The 15704-nt window shown below is 56.3% G+C and carries 11 protein-coding genes; 3 read left to right on the top strand and 8 right to left on the bottom strand.

The features are described 5' to 3' along the window. Nucleotides 1–256: hypothetical protein (locus tag GFB49_RS21110; protein WP_214644960.1), on the top strand; the 256-nt coding region annotated here is incomplete at its 5' end. Between the two features lie 65 nt (nt 257–321). Here GFB49_RS21110 and GFB49_RS12895 read toward each other — a convergent pair. Continuing rightward, entirely contained in the window at nt 322–1218 is an 897-nt protein-coding gene (locus GFB49_RS12895) for a LysR family transcriptional regulator (RefSeq protein WP_153216287.1), read from the bottom strand. Nucleotides 1219–1336: 118 nt separating this feature from the next. Here GFB49_RS12895 and GFB49_RS12890 point away from each other — a divergent pair, with 118 nt between their 5' ends. Next, nucleotides 1337–1615 (top strand): DUF1330 domain-containing protein, encoded by a 279-nt coding sequence (locus tag GFB49_RS12890; RefSeq protein ID WP_153216286.1) that lies wholly within the window; start codon nt 1337–1339, stop codon nt 1613–1615. 64 nt (nt 1616–1679) lie between these two features. Here GFB49_RS12890 and GFB49_RS12885 read toward each other — a convergent pair whose 3' ends face one another. The 5 genes from GFB49_RS12885 to GFB49_RS12865 all read right to left on the bottom strand — a co-directional run bounded on the left by GFB49_RS12885 (nt 1680) and on the right by GFB49_RS12865 (nt 8621). Next, complete coding sequence (locus GFB49_RS12885) at nt 1680–2408, bottom strand: NAD(P)-binding domain-containing protein (RefSeq protein ID WP_153216285.1); 729 nt, start codon at nt 2406–2408, stop codon at nt 1680–1682. 151 nt (nt 2409–2559) lie between these two features. After that, entirely contained in the window at nt 2560–5334 is a 2775-nt protein-coding gene (gene fdhF / locus GFB49_RS12880; protein ID WP_153216284.1) for a formate dehydrogenase subunit alpha, read from the bottom strand. Between the two features lie 3 nt (nt 5335–5337). Beyond that, nucleotides 5338–7026 carry an NAD(P)H-dependent oxidoreductase subunit E gene (locus GFB49_RS12875; protein ID WP_425505221.1) on the bottom strand — a complete coding sequence of 563 codons (1689 nt, stop codon included), beginning with the start codon at nt 7024–7026 and terminating at the stop codon, nt 5338–5340. A gap of 96 nt (nt 7027–7122) precedes the next feature. Next, nucleotides 7123–8007 carry a LysR family transcriptional regulator gene (locus tag GFB49_RS12870; RefSeq protein WP_153216282.1) on the bottom strand — a complete coding sequence of 295 codons (885 nt, stop codon included), beginning with the start codon at nt 8005–8007 and terminating at the stop codon, nt 7123–7125. A 92-nt stretch (nt 8008–8099) separates the two neighbouring features. Then, nucleotides 8100–8621, bottom strand: coding sequence for a winged helix DNA-binding protein (locus GFB49_RS12865; RefSeq protein ID WP_153216281.1), 522 nt, complete (start codon nt 8619–8621; stop codon nt 8100–8102). Nucleotides 8622–9395: 774 nt separating this feature from the next. On the opposite strand from GFB49_RS12865, the gene GFB49_RS12860 reads away from it, so the two are divergent. Further along, the gene (locus GFB49_RS12860) at nt 9396–11213 is read left to right on the top strand and encodes a methyl-accepting chemotaxis protein (RefSeq protein ID WP_153216280.1); all 1818 of its coding nucleotides are present in this window, start codon (nt 9396–9398) and stop codon (nt 11211–11213) included. A 38-nt stretch (nt 11214–11251) separates the two neighbouring features. Here the strand turns inward: GFB49_RS12860 and GFB49_RS12855 are convergent, their stop codons facing one another. Continuing rightward, complete coding sequence (locus tag GFB49_RS12855) at nt 11252–11809, bottom strand: hypothetical protein (protein WP_153216279.1); 558 nt, start codon at nt 11807–11809, stop codon at nt 11252–11254. Nucleotides 11810–11833: 24 nt separating this feature from the next. Further along, nucleotides 11834–15391, bottom strand: a complete 3558-nt coding sequence (locus GFB49_RS12850; protein WP_153216278.1) for a hypothetical protein — start codon at nt 15389–15391, stop codon at nt 11834–11836. Nucleotides 15392–15704 lie beyond the last annotated feature (313 nt).

Genomic DNA, 15704 nt, shown 5'->3' with positions numbered 1-15704 from the left:
CTCCGGTGTGTCCCGCAGCGTCCCCGCCGCGCCCCGCAGCGCCTCAGCGCCGCCGGTGAAGGGGCTTTTACGGGTAACCCAAAACACCCGCAACCCAAAAATCACAAAAATCACAATCTTTTTGAAATATAAAACAATATCAATGGGTTATGCGCCGATAAACTCCCCTACCAAACGCAAACCCAATCCCAAACCACAAACACAAAATCCCAAAAACCAAACCCAAAACAACCAAACACAACATAAGATAAAATAACAAACACACTTATCCACAAAACAAACCAAACAAACTCCAAATCAAACAATCAAAACGAGTCGGGCTTACGACTCGCTTTTTGGCTCGCCCCCTTGAAAGAGGTGGAGATTCTGCCGGAACCAGGGGATCAGTATGTCTTTAAGAGCCATCAGCTTGGCGTTGCCTTGCAAATCACGGTGGTTGAGAAGCCAGATCGGCGCATAGGGCGTCGCTGGCAAATGTGGCAAGCGAGTCAGATGCGAACTGGCCAGGCCCAGGAACAAGGGCATACGCAACACGCCCATCCCCGCTTCGGCCGCGGCGATCAACGCCCCCATATCGTCGAGACGTGCACGGATCTTAATCTCAGGGTGCACGGCTTGCGCGACTTCTGGCACATTGGGTTGATGCGCAAAGAGCAACCAGTCTACGGGACGTTCCGGCGACTTGGCTGCGGCCTCTACGATGTCGGGCGTTGCAAAAAATGCGCTCCGTTGATCACACAGTCGACGGCCCACAAGAGCGCTTTGAGGTTCATGGCTGATCCGCAACGCGAGGTCTGCCTCACGTCGGCTGAGATCCAGAACATCGTACCCTGCCTTAACGCTGAGGTCGACGTCCGGGTAACGCCCGGTGAATTCCGCCAAGAGCGGCGCGAGATGGGTCTGGATCAATAGCTGCGGCGCAGTAAACGTCAATGGGCCCGACAGCTCGGGCTGTTGCCCGGACAACCTACGCATCAGCCCCAGCTCTTCCTGCTCCATACGCTCGGCAGCGCGCGCGATCTCATGGGCCTTGGGTAGGGGCACGTATCCATCGGGGTGCCGTTCAAACAGCGGATAGCCCAAGGCGTCTTCGGCACGTTGGACACGGCGGGCGACGGTTGTATAGCTCAACCCCAATCGCTGCCCCGCCTGCGAAAGGCTGCGCGACTGCACCAATGCAAGTATAGAGCGGAGGTCGTCCCAATTGAGCTGTGCCATTGTGTTGCGGTCCAAAATCGATACCCATGCAATTTCGCACATCCTGCATGCGAAATCACTTATTTTCGCATAGGCTGCGACCTTCCATATAGGGATCACCGCAAATCGGAGATGTCCTATGGTCTATGCCTACGCAAATATCATCGTAACCAAGCCCGAAAGCCTTGCAGCCTACCGCGAGAAAGCCGGTGAAGCGCTGAGCCGTCACGGCGGCAAAGTTGCAGCAGCCTCCCCCCAGCAAACCATCCTCGAAGGTGAGATGGAAACCGGTCTGGGTGTCATTCTGGAATTTGAAACCGCGGATGCCGCCAAAGCCTGGATCAATGATCCTGAATTGACAGAGGTTCACGCGCTGCGCACCGGCGCAGGCAGCAGCACCATCGCGCTGCTGGGCTAAGGCTCAAAAAAACGGAAACTGTTCTACGCCGCGCTGTTTTTGCGCGGCGTAGGCCGTTTTAGGATCACCCTTTCAGAAGCTGATCCAATCCGGACTTTAGATCACGTGCCAGTCCTGATTTCTCCATATGCAGTCTAAGGCGCTGGTTATAGCCGCCCGGTGTGTTCAGTGCCGAGATCAGATCCGGGCTTGGTGTTGCGGCCAGGCTGTTACAGACCAGGGCGCGCAGGAAGCGCTCTCCACGTTTGGGATCCGCTCCGTTCTGGCCAAGCCATTGCCCGGCCTCAGCCAACATCAAAGCAACGGGCGACAAAACCGCCTGGGCCGACAGGTACAGGTCCAACTCAGCCTGATCCGCCAGTCCAAAGATCTGGTCGCGGGGTTCAAACAGATCTGACAACACCTCCGTCTCCCCCAACGCCAATATCGGGGATCCGCCCGTCGCGATGCCAGGAAACGGCAGCATGATGGCGGTGGCCTCGGCCGGATGCACCATCGCCGCAACCGCAGGCAGTGCTGCCCCGGCCATGAATGAGACCACGCGCTGATCCTCTCGGAAGGGGAGACCCTTTAGAATCTCGGGCGCAGCTTCGGCCAGCAGCCCAAGGAAAAGGATGTCGCTTTGCACAACCACATCAGCATTGGCGGCCACGCTGACCTCTGCGAACTCTGTTGCCAAAGCAGAGGCGTATTTTTCAGACCGCTCTGAGACCGTGATCTGATGCCCCTGCCCCACCAGCCCGCGCACCACCTCCGAGGCAATGGTGCCACATCCCAAAAAGCCAAGCCGCATCACGTTCCCCTTTGTCGATTTTGCTCAGCATACCGCAAGTCAACAGCCGTGACATGGGAACCGCGACATCCCCCAGCGGGTTATGCGACACAAAAGAAAAACGGGCACCTCAGAAAAGGTACCCGTTCCATTGCAAGCATCCCAGCAAAGATCACTCAACCGCGATTTGAGCCTCGATCTTTTCAACCCGCACAGCGGCGAATTTGAACTCTGGGATTTTCCCATAAGGATCCAGCGCCGGGTTGGTCAGGATATTGGCGGCCGCCTCCACATAGGCAAAGGGGACAAACACCATGTCCTCGGCCACTGCGCGATCAGCCCGCGCCATGATGTCGATTGAGCCGCGACGCGTTGTCAGGCGGATCATCTCGCCCGGCTCGACCCCCATGGCGCGCAGCGTTTTGGGGTTGAGCGAACAGTTCGCCTCAGGCTCGACCGCATCCAAAACCATAGATCGGCGTGTCATCGACCCGGTGTGCCAATGTTCCAGCTGACGCCCGGTGGTCATCACCATCGGATAGTCGGCATCTGGCGCTTCATCCGGCGCAATGACACTGGCCGGGGTGAATTTGGCCACACCGCCTGCGCGCGGGAAGCCATCGCCAAAGACAATCGACTGCCCCATGTCGGTCTCATCCAACGCGGGATAGGTGACCGTCTGTGTCTCCAACCGTTCCCAGGTGATATTATCAAGCGACGGCATCGTGCGCGCCATCTCATCATAGACTTCGGACACATCTGCATAGGTCCAGGGCAGGCCAATACGTTTGGCCAGCTCAACCGTGACCGACCAATCTTCACGCGCCTCACCTGGCGGCGACACCGCAGGACGCACCCGCTGAACCTGACGGTTGGTATTGGTGACGGTGCCGTTTTTCTCATAAAGGGCAGAGGCCGGCAGGATGATATCGGCGTAATTCGCCGTCTCGGTCAGGAAGATGTCCTGCACCACCATCAGATCAAGGTTTGCAAATGCCGCGCGCGCGTGATCGGCATCCGGATCAGACATCGCCGGGTTCTCGCCCATGATGTACATGCCGCGAATGTTACCGGCATAGGCCTCATCGACGATCTCGGTCACTGTCAGACCTTTTTCGGCAGAGAAATCGCCACTGCCCCAGATATCCGTAAAGCTTTTGCGCACCTCATCCGAGGTGACCGACTGGTAATCTGGCAGGAACATCGGGATCAGACCCGCGTCTGAGGCCCCTTGTACGTTGTTCTGTCCCCGCAAGGGGTGCAAGCCAGTGCCTGGACGCCCCACATTGCCGGTCATCAGCGCCAGTGAGATCAGGCAACGGGAGTTATCCGTGCCGTGAATGTGCTGGCTGACCCCCATCCCCCAGAAGATCATCCCGGCATCCGCATTAGCAAAAATGCGTGCAACACGGCGCAGCTGTTCCGGAGAAATCCCGCAAATCTCGCTCATCGCCTCAGGGGAGAACTGGCGCAAATGCTCCTTCTCGGCTTCCCAGTTTTCGGTCCAACGGTGGATGTACTGGCTGTCATAGAGCTCTTCTTCGACAATCACATGCATGATCGCGTTGAGCATCGCGACATCCGCCCCCGGGCGGAACTGTAGCATTTCGGTTGCAAATCGGCGCATGCCTACCCCACGGGGGTCCATCACGATCAGCTTGCCACCACGTTTGGTGAACTGTTTGAAAAACGTCGCCGCAACCGGGTGGTTTTCGATCGGGTTGGCGCCGATCACGATGGCCACATCCGCGTCTTTGATGTCGTTAAAACTTGCCGTCACCCCACCTGAGCCGATGTTTTCAATCAGCGCGGTCACCGATGACGCGTGGCACAGCCGCGTGCAGTGGTCGACGTTATTGTGGCCAAAGCCCTGGCGAATGAACTTCTGGAACAGATAGGCTTCTTCATTTGTGCATTTGGCCGAACCAAAGCCTGCAACTGTCTTGGGGTTTTCTGCCCGCAAATCCTTGAACCCTTGGGCCGCCAAATCCAGCGCCTCGTCCCAGGTCGCTTCGCGGAAATGGGTGTCCAGATTGCCCGGATCCACATTCAGCCCTTTGGGTGGCGCATCGGCGCGGCGTATCAACGGTTTGGTCAGACGGTGTGGGTGGTGGATATAGTCAAAGCCAAAGCGCCCTTTGACACACAGGCGGCCTTCGTTGGCCGGGCCATTGATGCCCTCGACATATTTGACCTTGCCGTCTTTGACCTTCAGGCTGACTTTGCAGCCCACGCCGCAGAACGGGCAGACGCTTTCGGTTTCGCTATCGTAGTCCTTGCTGTCGCCACGCTGGTCGGCATCGACCACGGTTGCGGGCAAAAGCGCGCCCGTCGGGCAAGCCTGCACACATTCGCCGCAAGCCACACAGCTAGACGCGCCCATCGGGTCCGAGATGTCAAAGGTCGGATAGGCATCATGCCCCCGCCCCGCCATGCCGATCACATCATTGACCTGCACTTCGCGACAGGCCCGCACACAGAGGCTGCAGGAAATGCAGGCATCCAGATTGACACTCATGGCGACATGACTGTCGTCCAGCAGCGGAATGCGCCCCTCTTCCAGCTTGGGAAAGCGCGACTCTGAAACCCCGTTCAGATCCGCCATATCCCACAGGTGCGAAGACTTATCATGTGCGTCCTCCGGCTTGGGCTGGTCGGCAACCAACAGTTCCACCACCATCTTGCGTGCAGTTTCTGCGCGGGCCGAGTTGGTGGTGACCACCATCCCCTCGATTGGTTCACGAATGCAGGAAGCTGCCAGCGTGCGCTCGCCCTCGATCTCAACCATACAGGCGCGGCAGTTGCCGTCAGGGCGATAGCCCGGCGCGGGTTTGTGGCACAGATGCGGGATTTTCAGCCCCCGGCCATTGGCGACTTCCCAGATGGTCAGACCTTTGTCCGCGGTGACCTCTTTGCCATCCAGGGTGAATGTAATGGTATCTGACATGGCTCAAACCTCCTCGGGGAAGTGTTTCATGGTGAGGCGAATGGGGTTTGGCGCGGCCTGCCCCAGACCACAGATGGAAGCATCAACCATCACGGTGCTCAGCTCTTCCAAAAGCTCCTGATCCCATTTTTCTGCCTGCATCAGCTTCACGGCTTTTTCACAGCCCACCCGGCAAGGGGTGCATTGGCCGCAGCTTTCGTCCTCAAAAAACCGCAGCATATTCAGCGCCGCTTCCTTAGCACTGTCCTGATCCGACAGCACCACTACGGCGGCAGAGCCAATGAAGGTGCCATGAGGCTGCAGCGTGTCAAAATCGAGCGGGATATCATTCATATGGGCTGGCAACAGACCCGACGACGGCCCGCCGGGTTGATAGGCCTTGAAGACGTGGCCGTCGAGCATGCCACCGGCCGCTTCGATCACATCCAAAATGGTGGAACCCGCAGGAAGCAAATGCACGCCGGGCGACTTTACGCGTCCGGACACAGAATAGGACCGCAGACCTTTGCGCCCGTTCTTCTCAACCGAATTCAGGCATTCCGGCCCTTCGCGGTTGATTTTAGCCACCCAATAAAGCGTCTCAACATTGTGGACCAAGGTTGGGCGACCAAAGATGCCCACCTGTGCCACAAATGGCGGACGGTGGCGCGGCTCGCCGCGCTTGCCCTCGATGGACTCAATCATCGCGGATTCTTCACCACAGATATAGGCCCCTGCCCCACGGCGCAGATCGATGTAACCGGGCTCAACGATACCCGCCGCCTCAAGGGCCGCGATCTCGGTCTTCAGGATCGTCAGAACCGCCGGATATTCATCGCGCATATAGATAAAGGTTTTTTCAGCCTCCACCGCCCAGGCTGCGATCAACATGCCTTCCAGAAACAGATGCGGGGTGCGTTCCAGGTAATAGCGATCTTTAAATGTACCCGGTTCGCCTTCGTCCCCGTTCACGGCCAGATAACGCGGCCCCTCGTTCATACGAACAAAGCCCCATTTTTTGCCCGATGGAAAGCCTGCACCACCCAGACCGCGCAAGCCCGCCGACAGAACCTTGTCCTGTACCGCTTCCCAGTCGCCGGTCTGGCGCAGGTCCTTCAGAGTGGCATAACCGCCGTTGGCTGTGTAATCGCCAAATGTCTCATACGCGGGCACATGGGCATGGGTATCATTCGCCGCGATTGCGGCTTCGACCTTTTCCACAGTGGCGTGGTCTATGTGGTTGTGGCCAATTTCCAGAACTGGCGCGGTGTCGCAGCGGCCCATGCATGGTGCGCGCAGCACGCGAACCTGGCTGGGATCCATTCCATCCTCCAAAGCCGCCTTCAGCTGTTGGGCCCCGGCCAGCTCACAGGACAGGCTGTCACAGACACGGATCGTCAGCGCAGGCGGTGGAGTTTCCCCTTCGCGCACCACGTCAAAATGCGCATAGAAGCTTGCCACCTCATAGACTTCGGCCTGCCCGATGCGCATTTCTTCGGCCAAAGCGCGAATATGCGCAGCACTCAGATGGCCAAAGGCATCTTGGATCAGGTGCAGGAATTCGATCAGCAGATCGCGATCACGGGGTCTTGCACCCAGCAGGTTGCGCACCTCTTCCAAAGCGTGGTCATCAACTTGGCGCCCTTTTGGGGTTTTGCGCCCTTTGCCGCGTGCGGATTTCCAAACGCCTTTGTCCTGATCTAACGGTGCCACGTTCGTCTCCTGTGTCACATGGGTTAAAACAGGAGATGTCATCACAAGATCAGATCGTCAAATCGACATAGAAAAAGCCACGATAAATTTTCCTTATCACATCAGCGTATCAATAGCTGCTCGCAGGACTTTTACAGTGCTGAGTTCCGGCGTGCGATGGAGCGTTGCCAAACAAATGGGGCGCGCGGGCTCAGGCTCCACAAGACGCAGGACACGCGTCCCCTCGATCGGTCCAAGCGCATCCACCAAAGCCTTGGGCAGGATCGTCGCAACGGACCCTTCGCGCGCCATGATCATAGCGGACATAAAGCCAGAGGATTCTGACATCACATTTGGTCGCACGCCCTGCTCATCCAGCAGCCGGTCCAGTATCCGGCGGTTGTGCATCTGGGGTTCCAAAAGGCTCAGCGGCAGAGGTTCCAGTTCCGCCCAGGAAATCGTGTCTTCGAAATCACGCACCATCGCCAAAGGGGCCATCAGGACATAGCTTTCATCATATAGCGGGACAACATCCACCATCTCGCGCCCGATACTGTCGGCATAGGTGATACCCGCATCCAGCGAGCCATCGTAAAGCTGCTGCTGGATCGCCTGTGCGTTCGTGACTTCCAAACGGGTCACCAGACGCGGATGGGCCTGATGCAAAGCGTTCACAACTTTTGCGGCAAAGGCCGTGGCCGTGGGCACCACCCCGATCTGCAGAATACCCGTGACTTGCCCTTTGAAGGCGGAAATCTCTTGTTCTAGGGCGCGCGATTCATCCAGCAGGCGGCGGGCGCGGCGGACGATCATCTCACCCTCTTCGGTGAGGCCCTGAAACCGGTTCCCGCGCCGCACCAGCGAAAGACCCAGACGTTCCTCAAGATTGCGGATCCGCATCGAGAACGCAGGCTGTGACATGTTACAATCTTGTGCTGCCCGCGCAAAATGACGGTGCCGTGCCAAAGACGACAAAATGCTGAGGTCGCGCAGTTCGATCATGAGATGAGAGAGCCTTCTTAGTACACCGAGCTCTCATAGTGGCGCAAATCCCCGCAAATGACACGGGCAAATGCGTTTTGCTCCCGGCGAAATCAGCGCCGGGCGGCAATCTCTCTGACCGTTTCTTCAAACGCGCTTGTCATTTTATTTAGCAACGCTTGGCCGACTTCTAGGTCCGCTTCGATATTCCCGAATTCGAGAAGCAGAGCAATTAGCTGGCTTCGGCGATTCATGGCTATTTCATCTGTCAGCCGCACCCCATCCTGTGTGGTAGTGTAGTTGACGCCTGTGCGTCCGGACCCAGATTTGGATACGAGCCCAGCGGCTGCCAGTTTTCGCAGCGAATATTGAATATTGGGAATATCGTCGCGATTTGTCAGCCGCGCCAATTCTTTGATTGATTTGGGCCTGTCGTGCAGCCGTATAATCCGCAATAGGGCCCCTTCCGCGCCAGACAACGGAGTCTCGCTCATCAGCGCGACGCTTTGCTGCTGCCAACGATCTAATCCGTTGTAGGCTCGGATGAGCGCCAGTTCAAATTCATCCAACGACACTTCGACGGGTTCATTGGTAGGCTCGGGCAAAATAGCTTGTAAGTTATGATCGTCTGTCATGCTCTTAAGATTCAATAATATGCTTCATGTTTTTTGTCTTTCTGCCGTGAAAATCGCTCAAGCATTCAAGACAAATTCCCATGCAAATTCTCGGCGTCTTATAACAGGATGTCAACTTACTAGTTGAGTCTTGCGACAAAAATCGCCGTTTACGCGTATTCACTTTAGACGAATTTGGCAGCGCAATTTGGAACCACCGAATCGAAACATATTCAAAATCTCGAAAATATACTGGCCCAACAATTTGGCAACTTCAGTCCACGACAGGCCAATTCCGGCAAATTTTAGTGAAATTCCAATGCAAAACCCCGCTAACATCCCTGATTTTCCACACTTTTTACGATAGCAACTCGGGGCGTTCGGTAAAACCACTCGGCCACCAGTCGCAAATTAAGAAAAAAGAAAACTTTGTCTCTGCAAAATTACCGTGACGTCGTACATCTTTGCAGGTTGAAAAATGTTCAATCGGGACTTCACAATTCGATTACTTGATACCGGGCGAGCTCTCGTTTCGGCCTCAGACCCCCATGCCTGCACTCGCCCCTCGCAACAAGAGGCGTGTCTGCCACGGTATTCCGGTTTCTGCAGCGACTTACAGCGCATCTTTTGCTTCAAAACGAAAGCACTCGAAGACCGGTTCTTACCTTTGATTCTTCGGCGATCAGAACGGTCCCTCTGCGATCCCGCAGCATTTACTAGCACTTCAGTGTATCCAGCTTCCCACCTCACCCGGCCGAATGAAACGGTTAAAACAAGCCAGAAAGCACCTTGAACATGATCTCTCGTATCTTGCGCAGTGTGAACGGGCTATCGCTCTTCACCAAATCTCTCACACTTCTTGTCGTCAGCACGCTCAGCATCGCCGCCTTGATGTTTGTGTCCTCAGAAATGCTTTTGAACAAATCGGTGGTGAATGGCGTAAACAATCTAGGTCGAAATGTGACCTATACCGTGGCCGCCCGAAGTGGCGGTGCAATTCGCTTTGGGGATTCAACCCGTCTTACGCAAGATCTGAGTGAGATTCTGACCCTTACGGAAGGGCGCGCCGTTTATGGGGCGGCCTTAAACCAGGAAGGCGAAATTTTGGCAGAAGCAGGTGAGGCGGACGCAACACAACTGGCTGCTGTAAAAAGTGCGACCGAAGCCGCGCTTGAAAGCAAAAACATGACCGAGGCGCTGGATGGTCTGGCGACAATTGCGCCCGCACTGGCCGGTAAGGAACGGGATGTTGCAATTGGCACCGTTGTTTTCATTTGGTCTCCAGAATTAGACCTAGCTTCCGTTCAAATGGACAAGCTTTTGGCGCTTGGCATTGCAGCCGCTGCCTTTTTCCTGATGGCAGGAACCTCCGCGTTGCTTTTGCGTCGCTCCATGGGCATTCCACTGGCTCGTGTTGCCCAAGAGTTGAACACGATTGCAGATGGCGATTACACATCTCTAACTCTTTATGAAAACCGCAGAGATGATGTTGGCCGGATCTGCCGCAATATTGACAAGCTCAAAGGAAAACTGGTCAGCGGTCAAGAGGCCGAGACCGAACGCCAGGCGGCCCAAGAACAGCAAGCCGGTGTCGTGCGTCGCCTTTCCGAAGGTCTCAAGAACCTTTCTGATGGCGATCTGACTCAGCAGATCGATGAAGAATTTGCGGCAGACTATGAAGAGCTGCGCCACAACTTTAACAATACGGTCGACAAGATGACTTCGATCATTGGCACGGTCGTGGAAAATGCTGCGCGTATCCGCTCTGGCGCATCCGAAATCAGCCAATCTTCGGATGATCTGTCGAACCGCACCGAAAGCCAAGCGGCAACGCTGGAAGAAACCGCTGCGGCGATGGAAGAGCTGACGGTCAGCGTGCGCTCGGCTGCAGACAGCGCGCGGACGGTGGAAGGCATTGTACAAGACGCCAAGAAAACGGCCGAAAACAGCGACACCGTTGTATCGGATGCGGTAACCGCGATGGGCAAGATCGAGACCTCGTCTAGCCAGATTTCGCAGATCATCACCGTGATCGACGACATCTCCTTCCAAACCAACCTTTTGGCCCTGAATGCGGGCGTTGAAGCGGCGCGCGCAGGAGAAGCAGGTCGCGGCTTTGCGGTTGTCGCCTCCGAGGTTCGCGCTCTGGCTCAGCGGTCATCCGATGCGGCCGGCGAAATCAAAGGTCTGATTTCGGAAAGTGCGCAGCATGTAAACCATGGTGTGGATCTGGTGGGTCGCGCCGGTGAAGAGCTGAAGAAAATCACCGAACGCGTGAGCGAGATTTCCGAACACGTCACAGGAATCGCATCGGGCGCGGCAGAACAGGCCACCACTTTGGGCGAAATCAACACCGGCGTATCCCAGCTGGATCAGGTGACACAGCAAAACGCCGCGATGGTCGAACAGGCCACGGCAGCCAGCCAATTGCTGAAAAACGACGCAGTCTCGCTGACGCAACAGGTGTCCGTCTTCAAAACCGGCAACGCCCCGGCTCCAATGCCGACGGCACACGACAGTTTTGCAGCGCAAGACGATGATCCGTTCGAAGAAGACATCAGCGAACCTTCCGCCTATCCCACCAAGGCGGCAGTGGGTTGGGATGACTTTTAACCCAACCGCACAACGAGATCTAACGATGCAACCGGCCCCTAATCGGGGTCGGTTGTCGTTTCCAGACTGTCAAGAAACGCCTTATCTTCGTCTGACAGCTCTTCTTCGGCAAAGGGATCTTCGTCGTCTCCCAAGGGTTCAAGATCCAGCGCCTTGTAGTCGTCTGCGCCAACGGATGTGGCAGGGTTGAGCGCGACCTCAACCCGGTATGGAAGACCTGTGAACCCGTCGCGGGCAAAAAACACCAGGGTTTCTCCGGTCAGGATCGGTGCGGCGATTTCCTCAAAATCTGGGACGCCAAAATCCACCAGCCGGATCACCCCTTCCTGCCAGGGTTCGCTGGGGTCTTCTTTTGCCAATTGCGCTTGGTAGGCGCTGGCAAATTCCGCCGGATCTTCAATCACAGAAAACCCGTGCCCTTGGGCAATGTGGTTTACCGCCTGGGCCAAGACCAACGCGGCCTCGGGATCCAACAACCCAGGGGCCAGCGCTAGCAATTGCCCCAAATCCGACGCCTTTTGTGCGTCGTCCACCACAACCATGTATTCCGAGCCCGCGCCCAGCGCCAGATCGATATTTGGAAGTTCATCAGCCATCTGATTACCCTTTCTTTCCGCGCGTTACTTTTGAATCGCGGCCCATTCGGCCTTGGCCCAATCATCGGTTGCCGGAGTAAGCGTTCCGGGCGGAACTCTTTTCTTCCACAATTGAGGCTCACCCGTTGTTGGATCCGGCGCAATAACAAAAAACGTGTGATCCTCGGCGCTGCCCCAATTGGTGTCAGCAATCACAAACTCCGGTGCGCCAAGGTCTTTCATCATATCCGACTTGGCGTCGGCTGCCGCTTTCATTTTGAACCAGGCACCCGCCTTTGCCGGATCGGGGTACGTCTTAGCCTTTTCGTCGATGTAATCCTCAACCGCATCTTCCACGGCCTTGTTCAGCTGTGCAGGCGTCGTGTCATCCCCGGTTGGCCGGTGAGCTGCTGCGCCCGCATCCAACAGGGCAATCAAGGCCGGATCGCTCAGACCCTTACGATGCGCCGCGATCTGCTGATCAAAGAGGTACTGCGCACGCCCCTCTTCCATCTTCTTGTCTTTCAGGGCGTCGCCTGCTTCGATCAGATGCTTTTGCACATTGGCTTCGATTTCCGCCTTGTCCTTGCCCTTGAGCTTGTCAAGCGACGGATCATTTGGCAGCGCGTTGAAACCATGCATGCCTACGGTGCGGATGGTGACCATTTCCGCAGGCGAGCCGATGAAATTGTCCAGCATATTGGTCAAGACATCCTCGGTCCGGTCGCCCATATCCACAACCCCGGTGGCTTTTGCCGACATCTGCTGATGCGTCAGGTCATCCCCAAACAGGGCGCGGGTTGCTTCGCCGGTTTGTCCGCCCGAACTCTGCTGCCACGGCAGATACTGGTTCTTGCCCGTTCCCGGCGTAACCTTATCGATAAAGGCATCGCTGCTCACATAATCGCGCACGTCCTGGGCCGCGTCAGAGTCCGACTTGAGCTTGAGGAAGGTGATCGCCACATCCGCAACTTCCCGCACAAAATCGGCCTTGGTGCGGATTTCATTCCCGTTGGATTTCCGCACCAGAACATAGCGCCCTGTCGACGAGCTGCCATCGCTGGAATCTGTGATCTTCGACGTCGGATCATAGGTGAACTCAAATGCGCCGGAAATCGCCTCACGCAGCTTGTCTGTTTTGAACAGGCCGACAAAGGTCTTCTTCAGCGACGTGAAGATCCCGGTTAAGGTGCCCTCCTCATACGCCTGATCCGTGAGGATATCGTTCAGCTCCTCAGAAAGATCCTCCATGCCCCGATCCATTACCTTATCAAAGGCCTCGGACCGGCTGCTGCCCTCTTTGCGCGACATAGATGTCGCCAGCGAGTATTCCCAGCTGCGCATCAGGGGGTCTTCGTTTTTGGGCAGGTTGGTGACGGCGGAAACCTCGGGGCCAAATGGCGGCTTGTACTTCCCTGTGCCCGCAATCGAGGCGTAGGACTCCATCGCCGACAGCGGCTGCGTTTCGCGCATGCGCCGGGCTGGAGCCGTGGCAAAGCAAGATCCGACCGGACCCTGATCCAGCGGTTTCAGCATCGAGGCCATCACAGCCTGCTGTGCATCATCCTTACCGACGGCATCAGTCTTTTTCTTGCCCAACGCGCGCCGAACCAGGTTTCCGCTGGTTTTGTTGCCCGTGTCAGGGATGTCGTCCAGGATCTCATTCGCCTTGGTCGCGTTCTCAGGCTTCCCAAGGAAGTCGAGCGTTTTGACCACATGCTCGTTCATCGCAGGCATTGGATTGTGCAGCGAGTAAGGGTTAAAGAGCATGTCGCCCACGGCATCCTTGGCCATTTGACTGCCAAGATCCAGCTCACCGTCCTTCAGCAACGCGCCGCCCAGAACAACCGAACGTTTTTGCGCCTTGGCCGTATCGCTTTTAATCCTGATGTCGCCCAGCGGATTGGCCACATATTGGCGACCGGACGCCATATAATCATCCATGCGGGCAAAGAATTCAGGCCCCACATTGGCGCCCATCTTCAGCAGGTCTTCGGCGTATTTCTCAGCTGCTTCTGGTTTTGCAAAATACGTACCACTGTCGTCTTTAAAGCGGTTGTCGCGCTGATCCATGACCTTGGTCAGCCCCTGCGCCACCGCATCCGGGTATTTTCCAGATGACGCGGACTCCAGAGCCACCTGCGTGAGGCCAGGATCGCGCGAAAACCCTTCGATCAAGGCTTTGGCTGCAGCGTCCGAGAAGCCCTGACCCGAATTTGGCGACAACGGTCCATAAGACAGCGCCTCGGTCAGAGCTTTCTTACCCCGTGCCGCTTTGTCGAAATCCTTGGCCTCCTGCAAACGGGCGTTCATCCCGTCCACGTCCATCTGTGCCAGGCGGATCGCTTCGGCCTTGTTTGGGCCGTCTGACATATCCTGCGCCTGTTTCAGACGCGCTTTGGCTTTCTTCAGACGTTCTTCCGCCTGTTTGATCCCGTCCTTTGCGGCCGCCAAAAGTTCTGGCGTGACCTCTTGATCACCCAGCTTTGCAGCAAAGCCATCCAACGCAGTTGCCGCAGCAGCCGATGCACCGGGGTACTTGGTCTCGATACCCTTTGATTTCTCATACCGGCTGTCCGGCGCGGGTTGGCCTTTGGCTGCTTCGATCGCCAGTTTCGCCTGATCTGCGGGGCTGATCGGCGGCAGAGCTGCAAGCTGTGCCTCAACAAACTTTTTGAGGGTTGAAACGATTTTCCCAGCCTTGGTCAGATCGCTGTCGATTGAAGCGCCAAAGCCATCATGCAGTTGCTTGGCCTTTGCTGTCAGCGATTTGTCACCGCGCACCATAAAGGCGTTGTAATCATTCTGCAGTGCCGCAAATGCCTGTTTCAATTTGGCCCGCAACGCCTCTTCGTCCACTTCGGGCTCTGGCTTTGGATCATCGCCGGGCGGCGGGGGCGGAGGTGGTGGCGCTTTTGCCTTGGCATCCGCAACTGCCGCGGCAAGCTTGGTGGCCGCGGCATCCGCAACCTCGACCTTGCCCCCTTTAAGAGCGCCGACAATCTTTTCAAACGCAGGCACCAGCTTTTTCTGGGCCGCCTCTGGTAAGGTTTGAATGTCACCTTTGATGGCCGCCAGCTTCTTGGCAACCTCTTTAGGATCAGGGCCCGATTTGGCTTCGGGCTCAGGCTCGGTTGGCGCTTTTGCCTCAACCGGGGGTTCGGGATCCTGTTGAGTTGTAGTCGGCTCATCCGGCGTCGCGGGGGCCGCGGGTTGTTCATCCGCAAATTCTGGATCGTCTGGAATATCATCTGATATGTCAGAGTCCACAAGGTTGCCTGCTGGGTCCAGGATCTGGACGTTCAGTGGTACCTTTTGTTTGCGTAGGTATTTCTTGAGCGTTTTGGCGAGCGCGGGAACCAGCTTTTCGCAAGTGAGCGTGAGGACTTTGCCCTCCAGCGTGCAGGTGCCAAAAGCAAACTTCGCGCCATCGCCCTCTTTCTTGGCTTCTTGGCCCAGAACTTTGGGAGGTTTACGGCGATCCAGACCAAAATACTGGTCATCCCCCCCTTTGCCTGGATTGTACGAAAAAGAGATCGGCTGCTTCTTTGCAATCTTCAACTGCTTTTTGATCTCTAGGCCTTCGACCTTAAAGCCACTCATAAAACCCCTCCCACAATCATCCACTCAGGTGAACAAAATTGGCAACCTATTAACTTCGTCAACTGTAGCGGCGGTGAGAGACCTGTCCACTGATTCGACAGTGTGCGTCCCAGTCCAACCTGTGATCACATCTCGCCAATTTTACGAATCGTGTCAGTCCAACAGCTGCTAAATTTAAACCCTTGCCCTGATTGACGCCCTGTCGGCCCATAGAGCATGAGCCTAAAGTCCCCATACCATCAAAAAACAGCCCTCGGATCAGAAAAAATTTCGCCAAGACGGCAAGGAATGGAAAAAAATTCCAATCTGGATC

The sequence above is a fragment of the Tritonibacter litoralis genome (genome assembly GCF_009496005.1).
Taxonomy (GTDB): Bacteria; Pseudomonadota; Alphaproteobacteria; order Rhodobacterales; family Rhodobacteraceae; genus Epibacterium; species Epibacterium litoralis.
This window is presented reverse-complemented; position numbering and strand designations above follow the sequence as displayed.

What these genes read in the sequence shown, in the direction of transcription:
- fdhF (WP_153216284.1), bottom strand. Translation starts at nt 5,334, where the DNA reads ATGTCAGATACCATTACATTCACCCTGGATGGCAAAGAGGTCACCGCG.
- GFB49_RS12850 (WP_153216278.1), bottom strand. Translation starts at nt 15,391, where the DNA reads ATGAGTGGCTTTAAGGTCGAAGGCCTAGAGATCAAAAAGCAGTTGAAG.
- GFB49_RS12855 (WP_153216279.1), bottom strand. Translation starts at nt 11,809, where the DNA reads ATGGCTGATGAACTTCCAAATATCGATCTGGCGCTGGGCGCGGGCTCG.
- GFB49_RS12860 (WP_153216280.1), top strand. Translation starts at nt 9,396, where the DNA reads ATGATCTCTCGTATCTTGCGCAGTGTGAACGGGCTATCGCTCTTCACC.
- GFB49_RS12870 (WP_153216282.1), bottom strand. Translation starts at nt 8,007, where the DNA reads ATGATCGAACTGCGCGACCTCAGCATTTTGTCGTCTTTGGCACGGCAC.
- GFB49_RS12890 (WP_153216286.1), top strand. Translation starts at nt 1,337, where the DNA reads ATGGTCTATGCCTACGCAAATATCATCGTAACCAAGCCCGAAAGCCTT.
- GFB49_RS12885 (WP_153216285.1), bottom strand. Translation starts at nt 2,408, where the DNA reads ATGCGGCTTGGCTTTTTGGGATGTGGCACCATTGCCTCGGAGGTGGTG.
- GFB49_RS12895 (WP_153216287.1), bottom strand. Translation starts at nt 1,218, where the DNA reads ATGGCACAGCTCAATTGGGACGACCTCCGCTCTATACTTGCATTGGTG.
- GFB49_RS12865 (WP_153216281.1), bottom strand. Translation starts at nt 8,621, where the DNA reads ATGACAGACGATCATAACTTACAAGCTATTTTGCCCGAGCCTACCAAT.